The organism is Bradyrhizobium sp. LA2.1 (assembly GCF_040547725.1).
In the GTDB taxonomy this organism is placed as follows: domain Bacteria; phylum Pseudomonadota; class Alphaproteobacteria; order Rhizobiales; family Xanthobacteraceae; genus Bradyrhizobium; species Bradyrhizobium barranii.
In genome coordinates this window covers 217185-243249 of the sequence record NZ_JBEPQI010000010.1, presented here as the reverse complement: position 1 = coordinate 243249, position 26065 = coordinate 217185, and the positions used below count along the sequence as shown (strand labels likewise).

Below are 26065 nucleotides of genomic sequence, written 5' to 3'. Positions count from 1 at the left end.
ATGTTCATTTGCCTGACCCGCTCTGACGTGCCGTGCGCGCGATCAATTGGGAGACGGTGGCGCCCGCGAGCAGCACGAACATCCAGATGCTGATCAGCTTCAGTCCGTCGCGCAGGCCTCCTGTTTGGGGGAGCAGCCCTAGCACGACGAAACCCAGGCCGAGGTTATCGGCCTTGCTGAGCGCGTGCAGACGAGTCAGGGTGTCGGGAAAGCGAAGAAGGCCGACGGTGCCGGCGAAAAAGAAGAATACGCCTGCCGACACTCCCGCAACCGTGATGATGTCGCGTGCGATGCTCATCTGTCCTCCCCCGGATCGGCCCCATCGGTTTCGAGGCGGGAGAGCCCCTTCTTGACGAATGCGATGGATGCGAAAGTGGCGAGCAGTGCCAGTATCAATGCCACGTCGACGGCCGCCGGCACGCCTGTCACGGTGCCGAGCAGCAGCAAGACGGCAATGCCGGCAGTCCCGATCAGTTGCGCCGCCATCATCCGGTCGGCATCTGTCGGGCCACGCAAGATGGAGACCAGCCCGAGCCCCAGCATCGCCAGGATCAAGCCGACTGCGGCAGTGAGGAATTCAGTCATTGTAGAGGGCCCGAACCAACGCCGCTTCCTCCGCGGCAAGTTCGGCAACGACCGGTTGCTCGACGTCGAGACAGTGATAGACGAGCTGCCCGCTCTCCTCCCCGGTTGGCACAGTGCCAGGCAAAAGGCTGGTGAGTGTCGTGAACACGTTCCGTTGCATCCCGCGTGAGAGGCCGGTCGGATAGAACACAAATCCCGGCCGCAGCGGCAGCCGGGGATCGAGCGCGCGGCGTGCGACGTCTACGCCGGCGACCACCGATTGGTATAGGAAAAGCAGCGCCAGACGGACCATGGCAGGAATTGACCGCCGGGATCTGCTCGGCTCCAGCAGGTGCAGGCTTGTCCAGGTTGCTGCCGCGATTGCTGCCGCCGCGGCAGGAATATCTGACGGATTGGCGCCGGCAAGCACGAGCCAGAGGCAAAGGAAAAATGCGGCTCTGAAAGTCGCAGTTCGCCACGATCCTCCAACCGCGACGACGGCACGCCCATATCGATCACCTGAGGACCCTGTCATCCCGGTTTCCTCGGTTGCTCCCGGATTGTGTCGTCCGGGTCTGCCGTGCTTTGAGGAAGCGCGTTTGCGCGCCCCAGACGAGAATTCAAACGGCGGAGCCGCGGCAGGGTCGCGACTGCTTCACCTGACGATTGCATCATGCGTCGTGGACGGAACCGGCGACATCGGGTGATTGCCTGATCATGTCTCAGGAATCTGCTGATGGCCGAGCACGGATTCCATCCGGCACCACCGAGTAGATTTACCGATGTTGACGGCGGACTCCTTCGGCAAAAATGCGGATGGCGGTACCGGGGAAAATGCGACTGCGGACTGAGCAATCCTCCCGGCAAGATCTCACTCCCGGAACGGAACAGGTCATGTTCATGCACGGCAGCCGATCCGCGCCCCGAAACATCCTCACATCGACGCTGGTGACGGCGTTCTCGCTGATGCTGGCAGGATGTGGACGGGAAACCGAAACCAAGGACGCATCTCCGCCGCGGATCGTACGCACAGCGACCGTACAAAAACGCAAGGTCACAACGCCGCTGACATTCTCCGGACGGGTCGAGGCAGAAGACGAGGTGAATGTCGCATTCCGGATCTCGGGACGCTTGTTGAGTAATGACACCAAGATAGGCGACCGGGTCAAGGCCGGCCAGGTGCTGGCACGATTGGAGTCGCAGAATGAACTGAGCACGCTGCGGCAGGCGCAGGCCTCCCTTGCCGCCGCTCAGGGGCAATTGACCCAGGCGCGCAATCACTTCGATCGTCAGGAGACGCTGTTGGCGCAGGGGTGGACCACGCGCGTCAACTATGATGCCGCAACCCAGGCGCGGCAAACCGCGCAATCGCAAGTCGATGCGGCCGAAGCGCAACTGAGTTCTGCGCATGACCTCGTTGGTTTCACCGAACTCAAGGCTGATGCACCCGGTGTGATAACAGCCACAGGTCCGGTCGCCGGCGAGGTCGTCCAGGTCGGGCAGATGATCGCCAGGATCGCACGGCAGGACGGTCGCGATGCGATCTTCGATGTCCCCGCTCAATTGATCAGGTCGGCCTCCACCGATCCAGAGATTACTGTCAGCTTGGCTGACGATCCGTCGATAACGGCGCAAGGGCGCATTCGCGAAGTCGCTGCACAGGCCAGTGCTGTGACCCGAACCTTCGAGGTCAAGGTCGGCCTGACGGATCCGCCAGCCACGATGCGGTTGGGTGCGTCAGTGATAGGGCGAGTGAGTACCACTGCAGGGCCGATGATCGATATTCCATCTTCCGCGCTGACCAGGATGAACGAGCAACCCGCCGTATGGGTCGTCGACCCGGCCACCGCCACGGTCGCGGTGCGCAATGTGGACGTGCTGCGATTCGATGAAGCGCAGGCCATCATTTCCCAGGGGCTCGACATCGGCGAAATAGTTGTCACCGCCGGCGTTCAGGCGTTGCATCCGGGTCAGAAGGTCCGGATTCTTGGATCCGAGCCATGAGCGGAATTAATCTTTCCGACTGGGCTCTGAAACACCGTTCGCTGGTCGTCTATATGATGATGATTGCGGTGGTCGGGGGAGCGCTGTCCTATTTCCGGTTGGGGCGCAACGAAGATCCCGCCTTCATCATCAAGACCATGGTCGTCCAGGCCGCGTGGCCCGGCGCAACTGTGGAAGAGACGATGAAGCAGGTGACTGAGCGCCTCGAACGTCACTTGCAGGAAACGCCGCATCTGGACTTCCTGCGGAGCTTCACAAGGGCCGGCGTCGCGACCGTCTTTGTAAATCTGAAGGGGAGCGCGAATGCGAAACAGGTGGCCGACACCTGGTACCACGTACGAAAGACGATCGGAGACATGCGTCACACACTACCCGCAGGCGTGATCGGGCCGGGGTTTAATGACGAATTCGGTGATACATTCGGCATCATCTATGGCTTTACCAGTGACGGCTTCACTCAGCGTGAGTTGCGCGATCGGGTCGAGGACATCCGCTCAAGGCTGCTTCTCGTACCTGACGTGTCAAAGATTGAGCTTCTGGGCGAACAGGATGAAGTGATCTTCGTCGAGTTCTCCACGAAGGAGCTCGCGGCCCTCGGAATTGATCGGTCCGCTCTTATTGCGGCGCTCCAGTCGCAAAACATCGTGCGTCCGGCAGGAACGATTCAGACCGGCTTGGAAAGCATCTCGATTCGGGTTTCAGGCAGCTTCCAGTCGGAGCAGGACGTCGCCAACATCAATTTTTCCGCCGGCGGCCGCATGCTTCGCCTGAGCGATATTGCGCAGGTGCGACGCGGCTACACGGATCCGCCCCAGCCGATGTTTCGGATCAATGGCAAACCGGCAATAGGCCTTGCAATCGCCATGCGGGATGGCGGCGACATTCTCGCGCTCGGCGCCAATATCAGAAAGGCGATGGCGAAAATCACCGCGGATCTCCCCATTGGAATCGAGCCCAGCCTGGTCGCGGACCAGCCCGTTGTCGTCGACCAGGCGATCCGCGAGTTTACGGTCTCGCTGTTGCAGGCGATCGGCATCATCATGGTAGTGAGTTTCATCAGCCTGGGCGTACGACCCGGCCTGATCATCGCGCTGGCCATACCGTTCACGCTGGCGATCGTGTTTCCGATCATGGGACTTCTCAGCATCGATATGCAGCGAATATCGCTTGGCGCGCTCATCATTGCGCTTGCATTGCTGGTCGACGATGCGATGACCACGACCGATGCGACGCTCAGTCGGCTCGCAGAGGGCGCCAGTAAGATCGAGGCGGCAACTTTCGCATATCGGACCCATGCAATGGCGATGCTCGCGGGCACGCTGGTGACGATAGCGGGCTTTATACCGGTCGGCTTTGCCGCGAGTTCCGCCGGTGAATACACGTTCTCGCTCTTCGCAGTGGTCACGATCGCACTGCTGGTTTCCTGGTTCGTTGCGGTCATTTTCACGCCACTGCTCGGAGCAGCGATCCTTGTTCCACCGAAGCAGACAAGTACGGCGGATCCGGGCAGGATCTTCCGCATGTATCGGAGTTTCCTGACTTTCGCGATGCGCGCGAAATGGCTGACGATCGCGATCTCCTTGGCGCTCTTCGTTTGTTCGGTGCTTGCGCTGCCGCTCATCCCGCGACAATTCTTTCCATCGTCGGACCGTCCCGAATTGCTCGTGGACCTGAGCTTGCCGCAGAACTCGTCAATCCACGCGAGCGAGGCTGCGGCAAAGCGCCTGGATGCTGCCCTCTCGACCGATACCGATGTGGCGCGGTGGAGCACCTATGTCGGGCGCGGCGCCATCCGCTTCTATTTGCCCCTTAATGTTCAGCTCCCGAACGATTTCTTCACGCAGGCCGTGGTGATCGCCAAGGATGTCGCTGCACGCGAGCGCCTGCATTCCAAGCTCGAAAAGCTGCTCGCGCAGGAGTTTCCTAACGCGATTGCGTTCGTTTCTCCGCTTGAGCTCGGACCGCCGGTTGGTTGGCCGGTGCAGTATCGGGTCAGTGGGCCCGACGTGGAACGGGTGCGCGAAATCGCGCTCAAAGTCGGACAGATCGTAGCCTCCAGTCCGGACACCAAGCAGGTGAATTTCGATTGGATGGAACCCAATCGCCAAGTTCGTATTCGCGTGGACCAGAACGAGGCTCGCCTTCTCGGCCTCAGTTCGCAAGCGATCGCGACAGTCCTGAATACGGTCATATCCGGCACACCCATTACCCAGGTTCGCGACGATATCTATCTGGTCAATGTGGTGGCGCGCGCGACCAACGAGCAGAGGGGCTCGCTGGACGGTCTGCGCAACTTGCAGGTGGCGCTGCCGGGTGGGCAGACTGTTCCTCTCAGCCAGTTCGCCTCCTTCGAATATGACCAGGAGTTTCCGCTCGTCTGGCGGCGCGACCGCGTTCCGACCCTGACGGTTCAGGCTGCCATTGCCGGTGACAAGCTGCCGGAGAGCGTGGTTACGTCGCTCTCGATGGCGATCGAGAACTTCAGAAAGAGCCTTCCTTCGGGGTACAGCGTCGTCGTGGGTGGCACCGTGGAGGAAAGTCAGAAGTCGCAGGCGTCTGTGCTGGCAGTGGTGCCGGTGATGCTGTTCGTCATGTTTACCGTCCTCATGGTGCAGCTCCAGAGCTTTCCGAGACTGTTCATGGTGCTCAGCGTGGCGCCGCTCGGCCTTATCGGCGTGGTTGCAGCGTTGATGCTGTCCGGCAGGCCCCTGGGTTTTGTCGCCATTCTCGGCGTGCTCGCGCTGCTGGGCATGATCAGCAAGAACGCGGTCATTCTGATCGGTCAGATCGACGCCGAACGCGCTTTGGGCAAGACGGCCTGGGACGCTGCGGTGGATGCCAGCAGCTCCCGTTTTCGGCCGATCATGTTGACGGCCGTATCGACCGTTCTCGGGATGATTCCAATCGCGCCAACAGTATTCTGGGGACCGATGGCATTCGCGATCATGGGCGGACTCCTTGTCGCCACCGTTCTGACGCTGGTCTTCCTGCCGACGCTGTATGTAGCCTGGTTTGCGCGGGACGAGAAAGAGCAACCGTCCGCGGGATCGCGCCCGGCCTGACGGCCGCTAAAATCGGAGCAGCCAAGGCACCAGCGCCAGGGTCGTTACCATCACGACGACGGTAAAAGGGACACCAATCTTCAAGAAATCGCCGAAACCGTAATTGCCCGGTCCGACCACCAAGGTGTTCACCGGCGAAGACACAGGCGTCATGAAGGCGGCCGAGGCTGCGATGGCGATAGTCATCGCGAAGGGATACGGCGAGGCGCCGATGTCCTTCGCGACAGCGAGCGCTACTGGCGCCATGAGCACCGCGGTTGCCGTATTCGAGATGAACAGGCCAAGGGCAGCCGTGATCACGAAGAGCAGCGCCAACAGGACTCGCGGTGATGCCTCGCCCGCAAGATGCGTCACCGCGTCGGCGGCGAGATCGACGCCACCGGTTCGTTGGAGCGCCAGCGAAAAGGGCAGCATGCCGACAATAAGAACCAGGCTCTTCCAGTTGATCGAGGCATAGGCACTGTTGAAATCCACGCAGCCCAGCAACCCCATCAGCAAGCAGCCGATCAGAACCGCGTGCACGTTCGGCACCACACCGCTGACCATCATACCGACCGTCAAAGCCAGCACCGCCAGAGCCTGAGGCGCGAGGTTCGCGGCCGGGAGAACCTCTTTGTGCTCGGTCGGTAGGTTCAGGACGACAAGATCCGAGAATTCGGATCGCAGCTTGCGGATGTCAGACCAGAAGCCGGTCAGCAGAAGGGTGTCACCGATCTTCAAGGTCTCATCGAGCAGCCCCTGGCTCACGACCTCGCGACCGTGCCGCAACCCCAGCACCGTCAATCCCATTTCGCTACGGACCCGTGCCTGCAAAACGCTCGATCCGATCAGCTTGGATTCCGCCGGGACAATGACTTCGACCATGCCGATTTCCTGGGAACGATCGGTGAAGTAGCCGCAATCGCCCAAAGGGAGCTTTTCGACCATATAGTCATTCAGCATCCGGTTGGTTTCGGCAGGGGACGCGATGACGTCGAGTAGCAGGATCTGCCCGGCGGCGAGTTCGGTCCTTGCATTCGGGCGGCTCACCTCGGTCCCAAAGCGGCCGGGAAGCTCGATGGCGAGCAAATTCACGCCACTGTTCCGGAGCGGGAGCTCTCCCAGGCGCTTGCCGACCAGTGGCGAGTCAGTCAGCACGCGTACGCGCAAGGCGCGATCGGCGAGGCCATACTGCGTTACCCAATCAAGCAAGTTCGGCTGGCGGCGCTCGCCGTCCACACGCTTGGCCGAGACGGGCAGAAACCGCCGCGCGAACAGCATATAGGCAATGCCGAGCGCCAGGAATGTGAGCCCAAAGGGCGTGAAGCTGAAAAAGCCGAAGCCTGCCGCACCCTGGCGGATCAGCTCGGCGTTGACCACGAGATTTGGCGCCGTCGCGACCAGGGTGAGCATGCCACTGATCAGGGCCGCAAAGCTCAAGGGCATCATCAGCTGGCTCGGCGCGGCGCCCGTGTTCTGACAGATGCGCAGCACGACCGGGATGAATATGGCCACCACGGCGGTCGAACTCATGAATGCACCGAGCCCGCTGACCGCGAGCATCAGCAGCACCAGCATGCGCGTCTCGCTGCTGCCGGCGGTCGCATTCAGCCAGTCGCCGAGGCGACGCGCCACGCCGGTGCGCACCAGCCCTTCTCCGATCACGAAGAGGCCCGCGATCAGCACGATGCTGGGATCACTGAACCCCGCCAGCGCCTCGTTGACGGTAATCACCCCAGTAAACGGCATGATCACGATCATCAGCAGCGCGACCGCATCCATGCGCGGGCGATTGGCCATAAACATCACGATCGCGGCCGCAAGCAGCAGAAGAACCAAAGCAAGATTGGTGTTCATACGGAAATACCCGGTCGGTTAAGACGCAAACCAATCATCCTGCGCAAACTGCTCATCCTGCGAATGGCCAGAAGATGGGCACGAGAAACGTGCCTACCAGGAAGAACCAGAGCAGCAACGGTAGACCCATCCTCCAGAAATCGCCAAATCGATAGCCGCCGGGGCCCTGCACCATAAGGCTCGCTGAGGCGGCGATTGGCGTAAGAAAGGAAGCGGCCGCAGCCACCGCCACCGTCACCAGCGCGGTGCGCGGCGAGACACCGACGGCTTCCGCGGAGGCAATCGCTATCGGAATGACGATGAGTGTTGTCGCTGTGCTGCTGATCAACTGGCCGATTAACGCCGTGAGCAAAAACAGCCCCGCCAGCAGCGCATACGGGCTCGCATTGCCGACAATGGCAACGAGTGTATCGGCGATGAGATAGGCTGCCCCCGTCTTGTACATGGCGGTCGAGAGCGGGATCAGCGAAGCGACCATGATTAGCACGTTCCAGTTAATCGCCCGATAGGCTCGTTCGATCTTGAGTACGCGCAACAGGATCACCGCGCAGGCCGCCGCCAATCCAGCGACGACTCTTGGCACGACGCCCGTCGCTAGCAGCGTAACCATGACCGCGAGAATGACAATGGCGCGTATGGAGCCGGTGCCCAGGGGCCTGGCCTGGCTGCGGATCATGTCAGGGGCAGCAACGACGAGCACGTTGGGATCTCGCCCGTACTCCTCAAGCGCTTCCCAACGGCCCTGCAGCAACAGCGTGTCACCCGCCGCAAGAACGGTTTCGCCTGGTCCGAGATTCTCGCCGCCGCGTTGAACGCCCAGGATAATCAGATCGCCACTTTCGGTGACCATGCCGGGGAAGACGGTCTCACCGATCAGACGAGAGCGGGGCGGCAGCACCACCTCGGAAAAGCCATGGCTATCGTTGAACAGTGCCTCCCGCATTTTGCCGATCGTCTCCTGGCAGGGCGTCAGGCCATGCTGCTCCGCGAACGCGTCCATCGCCGCCTGCTCACCGCGCATGATGAGCCGATCGCCTTCCACGAGAGAATGTTGCCACGAGATGCTGTTCTGGCGGCGAGGGCGAATAGCGATGAAGCTGAGTTCCGGGTGGTTCTCGCGCTCCAGCCGCGATTCCAGCACTGCCTGCAACGTGCCGCGATAGGGCGAGGCGGCGGTGATCTCGAGCTGGTACACCTGGTCAAACAGCTTGTATTGCTCGGTCAGCATGCGCGAATGGTGGCTCAGATCCTCCGGCATTTCCCGGCTAGTGCGCACCGGCAGCAGCGTATCGCCGAAAAGAATCACGATGGCCACGGTACCTGCCAGGAGCGGTACGCCGATCACCGTCATCTCGAAAAAGCCGAAGGGCGCGAGACCGACATCGCTCGCCGCGTCGGAAAGCAGCACGTTCACAAGGCTTCCGGTCAGTACCAGCATCGAACCCGAATAGGAGGCGAAGGCGAGAGGCATCATGAGTTGCGCAGGCGGACGCTTGAGCCGGACGGAGACGATCACCAGCACGGGCAGCAGAGCAGCCACTGCGCCACCCGAGCCGATCAGCGCCGTGAGAAAGGCCACTAGCAGCATCGACAGCACCAACAGGCGTGTCCGGCTTTCGCCGGCGTAACGGATCAGCACCTGGCCTGCCCACGTGGTGACGCCGGACGAATCCAGGCTGGCACTCACCACGAAGAGCGAAGCAATGAAGAGTATCGTGGTGTCGCCGAAACCTGCCAGCGCCTCGGAGAGCTCCAGAATGCCGGTCGCGTAAAGCACGAGTGTCGCACTTAGCGCCACGACCGCGACCGGCACCCGGTTCGAGACGAACAGCAGCACCATCGTGGCGATGATGGCGAAGGTAATGAGTATATGCGGCGTCATCGCACCTCGCGAGGGCGGTCTGGCCTAGAGCCAGCGCTGCGTGCCCGTGCCGCTCTACCGCGACAGCGCTTCCAGAATACGTGCCCAGGAGCGGATGCCTTTATGGAAGCTCTTGAGATTGTACTTCTCGTTCGGGCTGTGGATGCGGTCATCCTCGAGGCCGAAGCCCGCAAGCACCACGTCCATGCCCAGCGATTGTTTGAGCTGATGGGTTACGGGAATGGAGCCGCCACCGCCGATGAAGACTGCGGGCTTGCCCCATTCGGCCGTCAGTGCGTCGCGCGCCTTGCCGAAGGCCGGGGCCTCGATTGGGAAGCGGATCGCCTGACCCGCGCCGTGCTCCAGGAATTCCACACGGCAATCGGCCGGGACGCGTGCATGCACATGCTCCCGGAAGGCTTTGCGGATGGCATGGGGGTCCTGATCGAAAACCAAGCGGAAAGACACCTTTGCCGATGCCATGGCGGGAATTACGGTCTTGAATCCGGCCCCCTGGTAGCCGCCGCCCATGCCGTTGATTTCGCAGGTCGGGCGCGACCAGACCATCTCCAGCGCGTCACGGCCCTTCTCGCCGGCGGGAATCGAAAGCCCGATGGCGCCGAGGAAGGACTTTGCGCTGAAGTTCAGGCTGTCCCATTGCTCGCGCAGCGCCTTGGGAAGTTCCGGTACGCCGTCATAGAAGCCGCGCAGCGTGACGCGTCCGTTGTCGTCGTGCAGGTCAGAGAGGATGCGGGCGAGGATGCGGTTCGGATTGGCCGCGGCCGAACCATAGAAGCCCGAGTGCAGGTCGCGGTCGGCGGCGTGTATGATGACCTCTTCCCCGCAGAGTCCGCGCAGCATGGTCTGGATCGCCGGCGTCTCGTGGTCCCACATGTTGGTGTCGCAGATCAGGCCGATATCTGCGCGCAGCTCCGCGGCATGGGCATCGAGAAAGCCCGGCAGGTTCACGCCACCGGATTCCTCTTCGCCCTCCAGCAGGATCGAAACCGGAATCGGCAGTTTGCCGGTGACCGCCTTCCAGGCGCGGCAGGCCTCGACAAAGGCCATGAGTTGGCCTTTGTCGTCCGCGGCGCCGCGGCCCGTGATGATCTTCGCGCCATCGGGCATCGTCTGGATAGACGGGTCAAAGGGATCGCGCTCCCAGAGCTCGAGCGGATCGACCGGCTGCACATCGTAATGGCCGTAGAACAGTGCCGAGGGGCCGGGCACGCTGCGGTCATGCGCCACGACCATCGGGTGCCCCGGTGTCGGGCGCACCGAGGCGTCGAAGCCAATGCTCTTGAGGTCGGCCACGTGCCATTCGGCATTGGCCGTACATTCGGCCTTGTAAGCCGGATCGGTCGAAATCGACTTGATGCGCAGGATCGCGAACAGACGCTCGAGAGCCGCATCGAGATTTGCGTCGACGTTGGACAGGACATCATCGAGCTTGGTCATGGAGCCCTCCGGAGGGTCTTCTGAGCCGTTGGTCAGTATGCGCGGGCGCGATCGCCACATTGTCCGTCGTCGCGAACGCTGTTCCTTGGCACGAGGTTACGATTGCTGTTCGTTCCTTCCGCGCTTACGCGGCGCCGGGTCGGGAATTTCGCCTGGCAGGAAGTTGGGAAGCTTCCCTGCCGGGAAAATCGCAAGCAAGGCAACGCCAGCCATGATGAGGAGGCCAATTTTCAAAGCGCGTAATCGCACGACAGTGTTGACGCGCACCGCTTCCGCCACTTGAGCCGGAGAGGCCGTGGTTTGCTCCATCACGCTCTGCAGCCGGTCATTGCTGATGAAGGTGATGTTATCCAGGTCCAGCTGCGCCTGTATCTCAGGCGGCAATTTTGGATTTTCGGCGATGGTCCGCAAAACAGCCGCGCTTAACAGGCCGACGAGCAGTGCCCCGGCCACCGCTGTGCCGACGGCCGCGGCGAGATTGTTGGTCGTGCCGCGCAGCGAGCCGACGTCGCCCGCGAGCTCTTTCGGCGAAGCCGTGACCAGCACGTTGAACAGCAGTGTGACCAGCGATCCCTGTCCGATGCCGAAAATCACCAGCCCAAGGAGAACCGGGACGGCGCTCCAATCATTCCTCACGACAAAGGCGAGCCAAAGGAGCGCCACAGTGCAGAGGATGAAGCCATAGCGTCCGATCTGCCTCGGCGTGAACCGACCATAGAATCGCACGATCAGCATCGCGGCGAAGAAGACGGTGAGGTTGAAGGGCATCATGGCGATTGTTGTCGCCAGCGGCGTGCGCCCCTGCACGATCTGGATGTATAATGGAACCGAGAAATTGAGCATCGCTTCCAGCGCTACGACAGCAAACATCGCATACACCGCCGCGCGCTCCTGCGGGGAGTCGATCACCTCGAGCGCAAGAAGCGGTGTCTTCCCCGCAGCCTGCTGTCTGTGGGTCCAACTCAGAAAGCCCTGACCGAGGACGATACCCATCACGATCATGATCGGGGCGGGAGATACGCCAAAGAGGTCGAATGGCGCATTGGGCCCCGCCAATCCCAGCCCCCACCGATTGAGGTTGTTGAAACCGAAGCTGATCAGAATGATGGCTGCGGCAGCGAGAATGACACCTACGAAATCGATCCGGACCTCCGGACGCGCCTCATCGGGCTTGAGACGAAAGCTCAGAAGGAAAACCACAGCCGACACGGCGATCAGAATCCCGAACGCAGGGCGCCATCCGATGAATGTGCCTAGAGTACCGCCGATGACAAACGCCAGAACGCCCGCAGCGGCGCGCGCGGAACCCAATGCGCCAACGGCTGTTGCCTGCTGCCGCCCCTTGTAGTTTTCCGCGATAAGCGCGACCAACGACGGTACGATCACCGCACCAGCCGCGCCGGACAAGGACTGCGCAGTAATCATGAGATCCGCGTTTGGACTGAACGTCATCAATGCCTGCGCGGCGCCGAACACGGCAACGGCAACGCGGAATACGTGCGTCGCCCCGTAGCGCTGTGTCAGCTTCGCACCGAGCATGACGAAGCCGGCAACAAGCATCGAATAAGCCACGATACCGGTGGCGACAGTCGTGGGCGGAACGCCAAAACTGTTGACCATCCCTCCCAGCGCAACTGGCAAGGAGGCAACGTTGAAAGACATGATCATCTGGCCGAGGGCGATGGTGATCATCGGCACCCAGGATGCATTCTCTTCTTCAACGGAGTGAACCGTCGTCGCAGATGCCATCGTCATGGCGTGTCCCCTGTCATTCTTTCTGAAGTCCAACCACGGTCAGTGCGGGCTGAATCTCCGACAATTGCAAACCTAGGCTTCCGGGTTGGACATGAATAAATCCATGCCCAGCCGCTGCGACAGGTACTTCGCTACAAGCTGTCCCTTGACGCTGTTTCCGGCGCCGTCAAGCGGCGGCGCAAAAGTCCCCAGACCGCCCTTTCCCGGGGAGACCGTGACAATCCCGCCGCCGATGCCGCTCTTGCCCGGTAGCCCGACATCGTAAAGCCAATCGCCTGATGTCTCGTACATTCCGGCAGTCGTCATGACGGCCAGTGCGTAGTGGCAGACCGACGGATCGACCACGCGCACTTTCGTGATGGGGTTCACGCCACCGTCCGCCAAAGTCGCACCCATCACCGCCAGATCCTTGGCACTCACATTCATCGCGCATTGTCTGGTGTAAAGATCTGTCGCCTCTGCAGGATCACAGTAAATCCGTTCGAAACTCTGGAGCAGGCGGGCGATGCTCTGGTTTCGGAAGTTGGTCTCCGTCGCCGAGGCATAAACCTCGTCGTTAAGCGCAAGCGGACGTCCGGCGAACTGTGACAATCCGTCGTAGATGAACTTCCATTTCGCATCAGCCGTCGTTCCCGGTACGAGGCTTGTCGTTGCAATCGCGCCCGCATTCACCATCGGATTTGTGCGGCCATCGGGGTTGCGTTCGACGGCAGCGAGCGAGTTGAACGGAAGTCCGGTCGCGTTCGCTCCAAGCTTCTGGCGTGCCTGCGCCGCGCCGAGGACCTGACAGACCAATGCAAAGATGAACGGCTTGGAAACGCTCATGATCGAGAATTCGTATTCGGCCGCCCCTACGGCGTAGACCGCGCCGTTGGTGCCGACCACGCAAACGCCGAACAGGTCGCTCGGCACCTCGGCGAGCGCGGGATATACTTGAGAGTTCTTGCCGTCCGTATTTGATTTGTAGCGCGCGTACACCTCGTCGATCAGCGAGATGACTTCAGCTTCGGCCGGCAAGTGTCCGGTTGATACGTAGGAATAGTTGTTGTCGGCATCGGCGTTCGCATTCATAGCGCGTTCCAAGCCTCCATAATGAGAAGCACCGAGGGAGCCCCGACATGTGTCGGGTCAAACGCTCCTCACTCGCCGTTTTCGTTCACTGCCTTTAGCGAGGCCCAACGGACCGTCATCTAACGTTGATTTTCCTTGGTGAACAATCAGGCCATTTACCCGGACATCTCGGGGTTTTTCCGGGTTAGGGCTGCCTTGCGCCTCACAATCCCCAAGGCAAGCCCAGCAGGTACCAGACAACGAACAGCACGGTCCAAATGATGGCCATCCAGAGAGTGTACGGCAACATCAGCGCGACAACCGTCCCGACGCCCGCTTTCTTGTCGTAAATCTGGGCAAATCCGACCACCATGGCAAAGTAGGCATTGAGCGGGGTAATCGCGTTGATCGGCGAGTCACCGACGCGGTAGGCAGCCAGGACGGCCGCGGGATCAACGTTAAGCTGCACGAACACCGGCACGAAGACCGGCGCGAAGATGGCCCATTTGGCAATCGCCGGCGTGAACACGAAGTCCAGGATCATGACGACAATGATGAAGCCAACCAGCAGCCACAGCGTGCCGATATTCGCGCTCTTCAAGACATCGGCCATCGTCAGGGCCATCAACGTCGGAATGTTGCTATAGTTGAAGTAGTCGACGAACTGGCTGATGACGACGAAGAGGAGGATGGTGCCGCTCAGCGAAGCCACCGCCTTGGTCATGGCCGCGATGACGGCCGTGGAGCTATTCACCGTTCTCGCGCCGATGCCGTATGCGATCCCGGTTGCAAGGAACAGCACCATGATGACCCCGATCAGGCCGTTCATGAATGGTGAATTGCCGATCAGGACGCCCGTGGTCGGATTGCGCAGGGGCGCGCCCGACGGAACCGTTAACAGAAGGAACAGGATCACGACCCCGAGCAGCGCAAAGCCGCTGTACCTCAGCCCACGCGACTCGTCGGCGGAAAGCTGCCCTCCGTTCGCCTCCGGCTGAGTGTTGGCGGTCTTCTCGGCCTGGTAAGCGCCCAGCCGTGGCTCGATGATCCGGTTGTTGATGAGCGCGATGACGATGGTCAGGACAACAACGGAGGCGATCGAGAACGAGACGTTGGCGGTCAGATCCAGCGACGTGGTGGGGTTGACCATGTGGATTGCGTCGTTGGTGATTTCCGTCAGAACGGCATCAAGCGGCTTGATGATCATGTTCACGGTGAATGCACCGGAGACTGCGGCAAATCCCACAGCGAGCCCGGCGAGAGGATGCCGGCCAACGCTCAAGAAGGCGGCGCCGGCCAACGGGATCAACACCACATAGCCGGCGTCTGCGGCAATGCTGGACAAGATGCCGACGAACGCGACGATGTAAACGAGTGCCCAACTCGGAGAGACGGCCACGAGTTTTCTGATCAACGCGTTGATCAGGCCGGCTTCCTCGGCGACGCCGACGCCCATCATGGCGACGATCAACAGCCCAACCGCGGTGAAACCCATGAGGTTTGGCACGAGCCGGGTGTAAATATGACGAATTCCATCCGCCGTCAGCAGGCTATTGGCGGCAGAGGTCGCGGTCTCGATCTTGTGAGTATCCGGGTTGATGACCTGATAGGTGACGCTTGCCCCCAACATGTAGAGTAAGTGAGACAGCACCAACACGATGGCGATGAGGATCAGAAATATCACGACCGGGTGCGGGACGCTGTTTCCGACACGTTCGACAGTGTCGAGGGCTCTTTGCGTCATCGTCTTCGATGGCGGCGTGTTCGTGGCGTCACTGCGCGCGCTCATGTCGGAAATCCTCCCGCTCCATTAGCGACGGCTGGAGCGGCGCTGGTACCATGATGATCCATGCTATGAGAACAGCGAGGAAGGATCGGACGCCAATGCGCGCTCGAAACCGCTGATCTCGTAATCAACGCGACGACCCCGCTACTCCTCTGACGAAGATGCCAGCGTCATCGCCGCGAGTGCGGCGACGATCTGAAAGGACCATGGAGACACGGAGGCCTCTCGGGAGAGGATTGCTCATCCTTTCGCGATCTGTCCGTTCATACGCTGCCTTACGAACAATCAATAAGACGCATCAAAATCCGGCTGAATACCGAATGCGCCTAGATTGTTCCGGGGCAATTACCGACCCGAACGAACGTCTGTGTCAGCAAGGCTTCCATGTCTGCCTGCGAAGCAACAAGACTGTCTTCAGAACCGCACAGTGGCCGAGCCAAGGATGCGATTGGCGGTACCAGAGCCGGTGCTGACCGGGGCTGTTGCTGCGGTGCCGCCGTACACGTCCCGATGGGAGTAGACATATTCAAGACCGACGTCGAGCCATCCGGTCCCGACGCTGTTGCCACGAAGCTCGGCGAACGGGCTCCAGATCAAATTGACGATCCCCTGCTGCATGGTGCTGTTCAACGACGTCGCCGAGGCAGATCCCGGCACGAACAATTGCGCATAGGACGGATATTGCTGCCATGCGTAGGAGTAGACGAAATTGCTGCGCAATTGCGGTGTCCAGAAGCGGCGGTAGCCTGCGCTCGCGCCATAGGTCGGCAGGGCGTCGAGGCTGGGATCGACAACGCCGGGCAGACCGATGTTGGACAGCGCATCCTGGCCGAAGGTATTGGCGCCGAAATAGCGCCCGATGCCTTGGCCGTAATAGGCCATGCCAACCAGCTCGTCCGGACCGAAAGCTGGTGACAGCCATCGCATTGGGAAGCGACCGCTACCTGCGACACCCCAACCGGCGGTATTGCGCTCGACCGCTGGCGGCGCCGCCGCCGTACCAGCCGTGCGGATGGTGAGATCGCGCAGCAGGCCGCGCAGGTCGAGGCCCAGGCCATCGTTCCGGTATTCGAGCCGGCCGAGTAGATCGGGCACGGAGGCAAATGACGGACTCAATCCACCAAAGCCAGCCGGGGTGCTGATCTGCGTGAATACGCCTGCCGCGGACGTGTACTGCGTATCCGGCATCTCGATCGAAACGTGCCCGGTCAATCCCGGAGCCAATGTCGCGGTCGCCCGAACCTGCGCCTGGCGCACGAATGACTGGTTGAGATTGGTCGAGAAGTTCACGGTTTCATAGACGCCCTCGTTCCACAGGCTGTTCGCCCAGCCGACCAGGACACGAAACTGTTCGCTGCCGACCTCGCCCCAGGCCTGACGGAGCCGAAAGACCGCATTGGGTGAGGCTGCCGTGCCCCCGCCGAAGTCGCCTTCAAAGCGGGTTTCCAGAGTGCCCCAGGCGGTCGCCGTGCGCGTATCCATACCGATGCGGCTGAACCGGGCGGACAATCCGGTATCGCCTCCCTGGATGTCGGCGGGGCTTCCGGAAAGCGGAATGGTTTGCACTGTCGGCGCATCGGACTGATTGCGGCCATTGAAGTCGTGGTAGCCATTGACGTTCGCGAAACCGTAGAATCGCACCTCGGACTGCGAACCCGGGATGCGCAAGGACAAACCCGGGAGATCGGAACGCAGCGCGTCCTCGCCTTCGCCGTCGAACTGACTGCCCATCGGTTCGGGCGGACGCAGGCCCGGAATGGGCGCCGCCGCGGCTTGTGGAGGGACCGCAGCACTCGCAGTCATGCGCGGCTCAGTCGACGCAACCGGAATCGCAGGCGGCTTTTGCCCGGTGGTCGGTGCGACGACGTCACGACGTGCGGTGGCGGCTTGGGACTTCGAATGCTTATCGCGCGTTTCGAGTTCGTCGACGCGATGGCGCAGCGCGCTGATCAGCTTGTCACCTTCTGTTGCGCGGGCTTGCAGCGCATCGAGACGGCGCATCAACTCTTCCATGGAAGGTTTCTGCTCCTGACTGGCGGGTGTCTGCGCCAAAGACGGACCGGCAAATATTGCGATTGATGCAACGCCGCAAAGCGCTCGGAATGTTCGCACGCAAGCCTCCTGTTGGCACGTTCGGGGCACATCGAGTTTTGCGCTTGATTTCAGCGATCGCAAGCCGGCTCCATCGAAGGTCGAAATTTTCGGCGAGATTGTGCCATTTCGGTTGTACCGCAGCGCGGTTGCATCGCGCTCGGTCGGCTCAACATCATCCTGCAGTGCAGAAAGCGATCTCAGGATAGGGACGGGGGCGTGAAATCGAAATGGCTCACAATCCCACCACTGTGCGCTGCATCCCGTATCGTTGCGTCCGCCATATTTGCGTGGCACGAACTGCATAGTCATATGCCGGAATTCATGCCAGTCATGCGAGGTTTTGGTCTTCGGAGAATACAACCTGCTGGCTGAGGGTAAGATCGAGCGTATAATCCGATCTATCCCCTAGGGCGTTTCCTGTAGTCCGGTGATCGATGCTGGGACGACTGGAGAGGGGAGCTTTCGAGATTGAGCGTTGAGTTCGACCTCGAAAACGACCCGGAAAGTTGGGTGCGTACCGTGAAGCCACACAGTTCTCCTGCTCGCGAGCCGGCGCGTCCCTTTATCGACGATCACCTGATTGGCCAGGACGCAATTGGCGATCGCTCATATTGGACACACTCCGAAGAGCTCCTTTTCGCGGTCCGCCCCTCACGTGGCGGGCGCTTCGTGTACGAGGCAATCAATCAGGCCTTCGAGGCTCTCCTTGGAATGTCGCAGCAGGAGGTCCGAGAGCTGGACGTCTTCGAATGTCTTGCCAAGGAAGACGCCGAGCGTCTCTGTGAAATCCTCCAGGCATGTCTTGCGGATGGAACCGAGGCCAAAATCCAGCACAGTCTGATGCTCGGCGGCTTGCTGCGGGATGTCGAGACAACCGTTGTTCCGATCCTCCATCCCATGGCCGGCAATGCGGCCCGGTTGATTGGCGGTCATCGGTTACTCCACAAGGAGGGGCTCGACTGTGTGACTGAAGAGGCTGCTTTCCTTCACGGGGACGTCAGCCTGATGTCCATCCGCGAGGACATCCACCAGCGGATCGCATCGGAGCTTCATGATTCGACATGCCAGGAGCTGGTTGCCGCCAGTCTTGGTGTGATGCGTGTCCGCACTTGCCTCGATAACCCGCGCGGCGTCGAGCGGCTTTGCGATGATATCGACGCGTCGATTGACGCGGCACTCAAGGAAATCCGTTCCCTGACCTATCTGCTCCACCCCCAGGATCTGACGGACCGGGGACTCAAGGCGACGATCGAGCAGCATGCCTTGGGGTTTGGTGCACGTACGTCGTTGCGGGTGAGCACGAGGATACCCGCCGCCGTCGATAAGCTACCTTACGCGAGCCAGCTCTCGGTGCTGCGGGTCATTCAGGAGGCGCTCACGAACATATTCCGCCACGCGAAGGCGACGGAGGTCAGAATCGTCGTCGAGGCGATCGAGGGTCACTTCCATCTGACGATCAGCGACAACGGGCGCGGTTTTCCGGTCGATCACACAAAACGTGGCAACGGTGCGATATCGCCCGGTGTCGGCATTCCCGCCATGAGAGCGAGACTTAAGCAGCTTGGGGGCACGTTCGAGATCCGGTCCGATCTTGCACCGCGACATTCCGGCACGACGCTGTGCGCGGTGTTCCCGCATGGTCTCATGACCAAAAGGCGCAGCCGGCGCGCGTCACTGAAATCATAAGCCAGCGTGTGCACGGAATGACGGAGATCAGGGACCCCGAGGGCAGGCAGTCTCTGTCCGTCGGTTCCCGGAGTTCCCTCCACGAAATGAAGGCTGATCGACGATGATCGTGTAGCGGTCCGATTTGGGCTGCGCGCGGGCAAGACCCGTCGATGTCTGATTGGAAACGCCGATGTTTGGTACATCCGCCCGGAGATATCAGGGTTTTGCAGGATAACCCATTGAAGGATAATCGGTAGATTGGCACACTTGACTGCTGGAAATCTCCATCCATTGCCCGACAGGTTCTGGGCCCGCATACGGGAACGACGCCGTGAAACGCATCGTGATTGCGGATGATCATGAAGTCGTACGTTCCGGGCTCCGAGCGATCGTTGAGACCCGCTCAGACTGGATCGTCAGCGGAGAGGCGACCAACGGCGAGCAGGCTGTGGCCGTGGCGGTGGAGACGCGTCCGGACGTCGTGATAGCCGACTATTCGATGCCGCTGATGAACGGACTTGAGGTCAGCCGCCGCCTCAAGTCGATGCACCTGCGCACCGAAGTATTGATCCTGACGATGCACGAGAATGAGGAATTGCTGACTGAAGCCATCCTGGCTGGCGTTCGCGGCTTCCTGTTCAAATCGGACGCCAGTAGGCACCTGATCTTCGCGATCGAGGCCTTGCTCGATGGCAGACCTTACTTCACGGGCGTTCTGTTGGAGAAGTTGCTCCACGAATACCAGGCCGGCAAGCAAAATACGTCCGACATGCTGCTCACCGCGCGCGAGCAGGGCGTTGTCCAGCTTATTGCGGAGGGACACACCAACAAGTCGATCGGCGTCATCCTGAAGCTGAGCGTAAAGACCGTCGAGACCCACCGCGCGTCAGCGATGCGCAAGCTCAGAATGTCATCGACGGCCGAGCTGGTCCGCTACGCCGTTCGCAGGAAGCTCGTCAATCCTTGATGGAGCTTTCAATGCGAGTCGCCGCCTCGCTAGCGATCAGCGACAACGCGTTCTCCCGTTGGAAATGCCGCGATTTTCGCTGGAGCGACAGCGGTGCTGTCAAGGTCCGGACTTGGGCAGACCCGCTCCAGGAGCATCCGGGCATTTCCTTCCAGCGGCCCGAGGCTCGAAAGCACGACGTTGATCTCCCGAATTCGACGATACAACGTCGAGCTCGGCACACCTGCCTGACCGGCAGCGCAATGACGGATTATGATCGTCCGACGGACGCCCATTTTCAGCCGCATAAGCCTGGGATGCGACCGGCAAGTCATTGAAACCGCAGCTGACTCTTAATCAGCGGGTCCCAGGTTCGAGCCCTGGTGCGCCCACCAAGCTTTTCAATAGATTAGGGGTTTGTCACGGTCGTCATTCCGACAGACGCGCCGTGGCTATTCCGACAAACCGGCTGTCTTTGTTCTTTCTTCTCGCCGTTTCTTCGTGCCGGAAATTAGCTGTTTCCGTGTGCGCTTTGCATAGGTCGGCAACTGCCGCGACGAGCGATGGCGGCCGGCGGCTCTGAGCTCAGCGCCCGTCAGATCGCTGTCGGCTCCCTCGGTAAAAGCCGCCGTGGCGGAATGATGTAAAGGACAGCTCTTCATGGAGATCGACTGCACGGACGATCTTTTTCACGACCCCGCGCAGGTAGCGAAGATCCTGCTTGGCTGTGATCCAGGGTAGCGGGGTAGGTGTTAACTCCATCGCATGGGTTTTCCGCCGTTGGCCGCACTCTCCTGAGCAAGTATTGCGATACGCGTGGCGCGCAGGGCCTCGTTTGCCGCAATCTGCAAGGTCTCGCCGCGGGCGAGATGATCAAAGACGAAGCTGGCGGGCGAGGCGCCCACGGGCAGGTCGATTTCGCGCCGGGGTCTCGTCGCCGTCTCGACGAGCAGTCGATTTTCCGCGAACAGAACGTCAGCACGACCCTTTGTCCCGGAGATCCGCATGGCATAGTCGCCGTGCCGTGGCGATGCTTCGGGCTGGATCCAGTCAACTTCGATCGCGAATTCCGGTCCGCCATCGCAGGCGAGAATAGCACGCCCCAGCGCGGGAAAGTTCGTCGTGCCGGCAGCCGGGGTCGACGAAACCCAGCCGCTGATCGTGCCGCTGGTGTATCCCGTCAACCAAAGGGCCAGATCAATATCGTGGACCGTGAGGTCAGCGAGGATGCCGCCATAAGTTGATGGTTCGAACATCCACGCTGGACGTCGGCTTGGGATCAGCTTGTGCGGCCCGGTTGCAGTGATGGATACAATGTCTCCAAGTTGGCCGCTGTCGATCACGGATCGGAGTGCGAGCGTGACCGGATAAAACCGCTTCTCGAGCAGAAGAGTGAGCAAATTGCGCCCGGCGAGCGTCTCCTCGATAAGCGCAAGCTGGGCCAGGGTCACAGCCATGGGCTTGTCGGCGATCGCGAAGATGCCGCGGCGTAAAAGTTCGACGACGATTGGAGCGCGAAGGCCGAATTCGGTGAAGACTGCTGCGGCCCGAACCCGATGCGCATCCAGAAGCGCATTCGGGTCGGCGTAGCCGGGCGACTTCGTACGTCGTTCGAGCTCGGTGCGCCGCGCTGGGTCATGGTCGGCGACGGCCACGACCCGGACATCGGGGCGGTTCGCGATCTCTGAAAGCACGTATTCGACATGCGGGTGGGCTGCGCCGATGATGGCGATGTCGAGCATCTCGGAGCTAGCTGGCATGAATGGCCTCCGCTGCGATCTCATTGGGGCTGACGGCGCGACCTTCGGAAGCCGAGCGATAGATGGCGTCAACCAGTCTCGCAGCCTCGAATCCATCCCTGAACGTGCTCGCAGGCGGCCGTCGCTCCCGGACGGATTGAACGAAGTCGCGCCATTGCGCGATATGTCCTTCGATCCCGATCGCCTTGGGATCGCTCGCGGCGCTCCCAACCCCGGCCGCGCTTGGCGGCTCGGCAACATCAGCAAAATCCCAGCGCACGATGCTGTCGTTTGCGAGCTCGCAACTGCCGCGGTCCGTGAACAATCGAAGCATGGCCGGCCGTCCCGGAGGCAGCGCCGTACTCGTCACGATCACGCCGAGCGTGCCGGATGCGAAAGACAGCAGCGCCGCCGTCGTGTCCTCGACGGCGTGTGCGTGTCCGAGCGTAGTCGTCTTGCCTTGAACGCTGTCGACGGCTCCGAACAGCCAGAGCATCAGGTCGAGATTGTGAACGCCCTGATTGAACAGCGAGCCGCCGCCATGCTCCGCTTCGCTGCGCCACGGCTTCTCCGCGTAGTAGGCGTCGGAGCGGTACCAATGGATCGCCGCCTCGATCAGGCGCGGCTGTCCGAGCCGGCCAGTGTCGAGCAGGGTCTTGATCGCCTGGTGCTGCGGTTCGAGACGGCGCTGCGAAACCACGCCACAGGTCAGCTGCGAGCGCTCGGCGGCGCGGACCAGGGACGCAGCCTCAATCGGATCGACGCATAGCGGCTTTTCGACCAGCACGTGCCGCCCCGCCTCGATCGCAGCAAGCGCGACGTCATGATGCGCGCCGCTCGGGGTGCAGACCACGACCGCGTCGATCCCGGCATTCGCCAGCATCGCCTCGGTGGTCGCGAATGCCGCAACGTCCTCGCCGTTCATGCACGCAGCAATCTGCTCAGGCGTGCCGCCGGCGATCGCGGACAAGACGGTATCGTCGAGCGCCCGTATTGCCCGCGCGTGTGTTTCGCCGATCGCTCCCGGACCGATCAACCCGATGCGAAGCCGGTTCATGTCTCAGTCCTCAAGAGTTGCAACGATAAGGACGGCCCGCGACATAGACCGTCTCGGGCACGAGAGATTCATCCTTGCCGAGATGGAAGCGCAGCAGATCGGCCGGCGCTCCCACCGTCAGCGCAGGAAGGTTGAACGGGATACGCGGATTGACAGTCGCGAGCCTCAGCGCCTCTGCCAGGGTCAATCCGGCCATGCGTCTTGCCGTGGCAACTCCGAACACGAGGCTGACGGCTGCGCCCGCCAGAAAGGATGTGCCGACGACTTCCAGCCGGCCGTTCGCCTTCAACTCGACCTTGCCGCCGATCGGCGCGTCGTAGATTCCGGGTGTGCAACCCGAGAGCGCGGCGGCATCCGACACCAGGATCGCTCGCTCCAGCCCCTTTGCGCGCAGCATGGCCTTGAAGGTCTCGCGGGGAAGGTGATGGCCATCGGCGATGAAGCTCGCCCACAGCCCGTCCTCGGCCAGTTGCGACCAGATCGGGTTGGGATGTCGCGGCAGCGTGGCGGCGATGCCGTTGCCAAGATGCGTCGACAATATTGCGCCCGCCGCGACGGCGGCGGAGATCTGATCCGGTGCGGCGTTTGTATGGCCGAGGGCAACACGGACGCCGCGCGCATGAAGGCCGCGCACATAGACGTCCGTTTCCGGCCAATGCGGCGACAACGTCACGAGGCCGACGAGGTTTCCGCAGGCCGCCTGCCACGCATCGAACTCGTCGAGGCTCGGCGGCCTGACATGTTCGGCCGGATGCGCACCGCGCGGACCATCTTCTGGCGCGATGTGCGGGCCTTCGACATGCACGAAGGGCATTGCGTGCTTGAGAAACGGATCGCTGTCACGCGCCTGTGCAACGGCGCGCAATGCTTCGATGATCGCATTATGCGATGCCGTGATGAGCGTAGGGGCAAAACGCGACACCCCGCTGTTGTGGACGGCCGTGACGAGATCGCGGACCGTCCGGAGATCAGGGCGGCCATTGAGATCGTAGCCCGCAAAGCCGTTCAATTGCAGATCGAACAGGCCGAGCGACAGCCACAGCCCGTCATCGTCACCGCCGGGAGCGATGTCCGTGATCCGGCCGTCCTGAATGACGATGGTGCGATTCTGTCCGGTCTCCGGATCGCGGCCCGAAACGCGCGTTGCCGGATCTGTCATGCGCGTACCGGTGTCAGTGAGAGCTGTGGCGGCGTGGAATCCTGGTCGAGATACAGCGTGCAACGTGGGTGCGTGCGGAGCGCGCTCGCCGGGCACTCGGTCCCGATTGGACCGTATAGCGATCGCTCGACGGCGGCGCGTTTGGACGCGCCGGGCACGACGCAAAACAGCCGGTCGGCATCCAGGAGCCGGGGAATCGTCAGCGTGATCGCATGTGTCGGAACATCCCCGAGCGTCGGGAAGCACTCATCGTCAACCTGCTGCTGCCGGCACACCGCGTCGAGCTCGACAATCTTGACCGACTTGGTGTCGTGCAGATCGGCGACCGGCGGGTCATTGAAGGCGAGGTGACCGTTCACGCCGATTCCGAGGCAGATGATGTCGATCGGGGCTTCGCCGAGAAGGGCCGCATAGCGTGCTGCTACCCGCTCCGGATCCGGCTCCTGCCCGATCAGGTGAACCGCGCCGAAAGCGATGCGCGAGAACAAGTGACGTGTCAGCCAAGCCCCGAAGCGCTCCGGCGCATCCGCGGGAAGTCCGAGATATTCGTCCATGTGGAAGGCTGTGACGCGCCGCCAGTCGATATCGCGCTCGCGAGCAAGGGCATCCAGCATCTCCGCCTGGCTCGGTGCCGCTGCGAAGATCATCCGCACGTTGCTCTGCCGTCCGAGGTGGTCGCGGAGCGCAGCAGCGACGTCCGCAGCGGCCGCCCGGCCCATCGCATCCCGCGTTTTAAACGTCGCGATTGAGGGAGTCACCGAAGCCGTCATGCTCATCCATGGTCTGCCGGGCCTGCACTTCACCCTCGAGCGGAGAGAATGTGATGCAACCGGTTGCATGTCAAGCTTGCGCCCCGGGCCCGGCCGGGGCATGTCTAGGTGAAGGCGATGCAGAGGAGGCGGCCTGCGGTGAAACGCGATTCCGATAGCGGCGGGGAGGGACGTCCATCGGTTGTGCCGACGATCAGTCAGGTCGCGAAGGCCTCCGGGGTTTCGCGTGCCACCGTATCGCGCGCCTTCTCGCGGCCGGAGATGCTGACCGAGGAGACCGTCCGGCGCGTCAAGGAAGTCGCGGGCAAGCTCGGTTATGTGCCGAACCAGGTCGCGCGTGCGCTTTCGACCGGACGCCACGGCAACGTCGCGCTCATCGTCTCGGATGTCGCGAACCCGTTCTTTCCACCGCTGATCAGGGCGGCGCAACTGCGCGCCGACCAGGCCGGGCTGTGCGTCTTCCTCGGCAATTCGGACGAGGATCCCGTGCGTGAGGAGCTGCTGGTCGGCCGCTTCATCGGCCAGGTGGAGGGACTTGTCCTCGCCTCGTCGCGCCTGGACGAAGAGCGTATCCGCCGTCATGCGACGCGCCGGCCGCTGGTGCTCATCAATCGCGATATCGAAGGCATTACGCGGGTCCTGATCGACACCGCGCCGGGCGTGGCAGCTGCGATCGCGCATCTGGCCGAGCTGGGGCACCGGCACATCGCCTATGTCAGCGGCCCCACGACATCGTGGTCGAACCAGCAACGGCGCAACGCCGTCCGGCGCGAGGCGGAGAAGCGCGGGCTCAAGGTGATCGCCGTGCCAGCGCGTCCACCCTCCTACGACACTGGCCGGCTGGCGGCCACCCAGATCGTCGCCAGCGGCGTCACTGCGGCGATCGCGTTCGATGACCTTGTCGCTCAAGGCTTGATGGCAGGGTTGGCTGCGCTCGATGTCGAGGTGCCCAAATCGTTCAGTGTCGTCGGCTGCGACGACGTCCTCGGCGAAACCACCTATCCGCCGCTCACCACCGTGTCGGCGCGCTGCGCCGATGCAGGCGATGTCGCAGTCGGTCTGCTGCTCAGCCAGATGAATGGCGGCGTGTCGGGCGAGATTCGCCACAAGCTGAATTCCCATCTCGTCATTCGCGCCTCGACCGGGCCGGCGCCAGCGAAGCGGCGAGGCCGCTGACGATTTCATCAAAGGCCTTCGAAAGCGGCAACGGATCGCAATTGACACGCAACCGGTTGCATGCGAGCTTTTTCGCAGGA

Annotated in this window: 19 protein-coding genes; 5 read left to right on the top strand and 14 right to left on the bottom strand. The window is 61.7% G+C overall.

Features of this window, described 5'->3' with window-relative positions; genetic code table 11:
- Positions 1-4: 4 nt before the first annotated feature.
- Genes ABIB95_RS21565 through ABIB95_RS21555 form a run of 3 tightly spaced genes read right to left on the bottom strand, consistent with a single transcriptional unit; the run spans position 5 to position 1099 of the window.
- Positions 5-298, bottom strand: a complete 294-nt coding sequence (locus ABIB95_RS21565) for a cation:proton antiporter (RefSeq protein WP_247345502.1) — start codon at positions 296-298, stop codon at positions 5-7.
- Entirely contained in the window at positions 295-585 is a 291-nt protein-coding gene (locus tag ABIB95_RS21560) for an MrpF/PhaF family protein (RefSeq protein ID WP_071911305.1), read from the bottom strand. Before ABIB95_RS21560 ends, ABIB95_RS21565 begins: the two co-directional genes overlap by 4 nt.
- Positions 578-1099 carry a Na+/H+ antiporter subunit E gene (locus tag ABIB95_RS21555; RefSeq protein WP_354241936.1) on the bottom strand — a complete coding sequence of 174 codons (522 nt, stop codon included), beginning with the start codon at positions 1097-1099 and terminating at the stop codon, positions 578-580. Before ABIB95_RS21555 ends, ABIB95_RS21560 begins: the two co-directional genes overlap by 8 nt.
- Positions 1100-1464: 365 nt before the next feature.
- Between ABIB95_RS21555 and ABIB95_RS21550 the strand changes: the two genes are divergently transcribed.
- Complete coding sequence (locus tag ABIB95_RS21550) at positions 1465-2568, top strand: efflux RND transporter periplasmic adaptor subunit (protein WP_502917853.1); 1104 nt, start codon at positions 1465-1467, stop codon at positions 2566-2568.
- Positions 2565-5630: an efflux RND transporter permease subunit gene (locus ABIB95_RS21545; RefSeq protein ID WP_354241931.1), complete on the top strand. Its 3066-nt coding sequence runs from the start codon at positions 2565-2567 to the stop codon at positions 5628-5630. The genes ABIB95_RS21550 and ABIB95_RS21545 overlap by 4 nt, the downstream gene beginning before the upstream one ends.
- A 6-nt stretch (positions 5631-5636) precedes the next feature.
- Here the strand turns inward: ABIB95_RS21545 and ABIB95_RS21540 are convergent, their stop codons facing one another.
- The 7 genes from ABIB95_RS21540 to ABIB95_RS21510 form a co-directional block, all read right to left on the bottom strand.
- On the bottom strand, positions 5637-7466 hold the full coding sequence (locus ABIB95_RS21540) for an SLC13 family permease (RefSeq protein ID WP_354241928.1): 1830 nt from the start codon (positions 7464-7466) through the stop codon (positions 5637-5639).
- A gap of 52 nt (positions 7467-7518) precedes the next feature.
- Positions 7519-9348 (bottom strand): SLC13 family permease, encoded by a 1830-nt coding sequence (locus tag ABIB95_RS21535; protein WP_354241926.1) that lies wholly within the window; start codon positions 9346-9348, stop codon positions 7519-7521.
- A gap of 54 nt (positions 9349-9402) precedes the next feature.
- Positions 9403-10785 carry a M20/M25/M40 family metallo-hydrolase gene (locus tag ABIB95_RS21530; protein ID WP_354123506.1) on the bottom strand — a complete coding sequence of 461 codons (1383 nt, stop codon included), beginning with the start codon at positions 10783-10785 and terminating at the stop codon, positions 9403-9405.
- Between the two features lie 96 nt (positions 10786-10881).
- Complete coding sequence (locus ABIB95_RS21525; protein ID WP_354241923.1) at positions 10882-12540, bottom strand: MFS transporter; 1659 nt, start codon at positions 12538-12540, stop codon at positions 10882-10884.
- A gap of 72 nt (positions 12541-12612) precedes the next feature.
- Complete coding sequence (glsA, locus tag ABIB95_RS21520) at positions 12613-13611, bottom strand: glutaminase A (protein WP_354241920.1); 999 nt, start codon at positions 13609-13611, stop codon at positions 12613-12615.
- A 202-nt stretch (positions 13612-13813) separates the two neighbouring features.
- On the bottom strand, positions 13814-15379 hold the full coding sequence (locus ABIB95_RS21515) for an AbgT family transporter (RefSeq protein ID WP_354241917.1): 1566 nt from the start codon (positions 15377-15379) through the stop codon (positions 13814-13816).
- A gap of 411 nt (positions 15380-15790) precedes the next feature.
- Positions 15791-17389, bottom strand: coding sequence for a DcaP family trimeric outer membrane transporter (locus ABIB95_RS21510; protein ID WP_063981785.1), 1599 nt, complete (start codon positions 17387-17389; stop codon positions 15791-15793).
- A 549-nt stretch (positions 17390-17938) separates the two neighbouring features.
- Between ABIB95_RS21510 and ABIB95_RS21505 the strand changes: the two genes are divergently transcribed.
- Both ABIB95_RS21505 and ABIB95_RS21500 read left to right on the top strand, forming a co-directional pair.
- Positions 17939-19156 (top strand): sensor histidine kinase, encoded by a 1218-nt coding sequence (locus tag ABIB95_RS21505; protein WP_354241914.1) that lies wholly within the window; start codon positions 17939-17941, stop codon positions 19154-19156.
- Between the two features lie 313 nt (positions 19157-19469).
- Positions 19470-20105: a response regulator transcription factor gene (locus ABIB95_RS21500; protein ID WP_028152046.1), complete on the top strand. Its 636-nt coding sequence runs from the start codon at positions 19470-19472 to the stop codon at positions 20103-20105.
- Positions 20106-20836: 731 nt separating this feature from the next.
- Here the strand turns inward: ABIB95_RS21500 and ABIB95_RS21495 are convergent.
- The 4 genes from ABIB95_RS21495 to ABIB95_RS21480 are packed head-to-tail and all read right to left on the bottom strand — an operon-like array spanning position 20837 to position 24758.
- The gene (locus tag ABIB95_RS21495; RefSeq protein ID WP_354123501.1) at positions 20837-21844 is read right to left on the bottom strand and encodes a Gfo/Idh/MocA family protein; all 1008 of its coding nucleotides are present in this window, start codon (positions 21842-21844) and stop codon (positions 20837-20839) included.
- On the bottom strand, positions 21834-22880 hold the full coding sequence (locus ABIB95_RS21490; protein WP_354241910.1) for a Gfo/Idh/MocA family protein: 1047 nt from the start codon (positions 22878-22880) through the stop codon (positions 21834-21836). Before ABIB95_RS21490 ends, ABIB95_RS21495 begins: the two co-directional genes overlap by 11 nt.
- A 10-nt stretch (positions 22881-22890) precedes the next feature.
- Complete coding sequence (locus ABIB95_RS21485) at positions 22891-24039, bottom strand: N-acetylglucosamine-6-phosphate deacetylase (RefSeq protein ID WP_354241907.1); 1149 nt, start codon at positions 24037-24039, stop codon at positions 22891-22893.
- Positions 24036-24758, bottom strand: coding sequence for a glucosamine-6-phosphate deaminase (locus ABIB95_RS21480; RefSeq protein WP_354241904.1), 723 nt, complete (start codon positions 24756-24758; stop codon positions 24036-24038). Before ABIB95_RS21480 ends, ABIB95_RS21485 begins: the two co-directional genes overlap by 4 nt.
- 189 nt (positions 24759-24947) lie before the next feature.
- Here ABIB95_RS21480 and ABIB95_RS21475 point away from each other — a divergent pair, with 189 nt between their 5' ends.
- Positions 24948-25985 carry a LacI family DNA-binding transcriptional regulator gene (locus ABIB95_RS21475; RefSeq protein WP_354241902.1) on the top strand — a complete coding sequence of 346 codons (1038 nt, stop codon included), beginning with the start codon at positions 24948-24950 and terminating at the stop codon, positions 25983-25985.
- Positions 25986-26065: the final 80 nt, after the last annotated feature.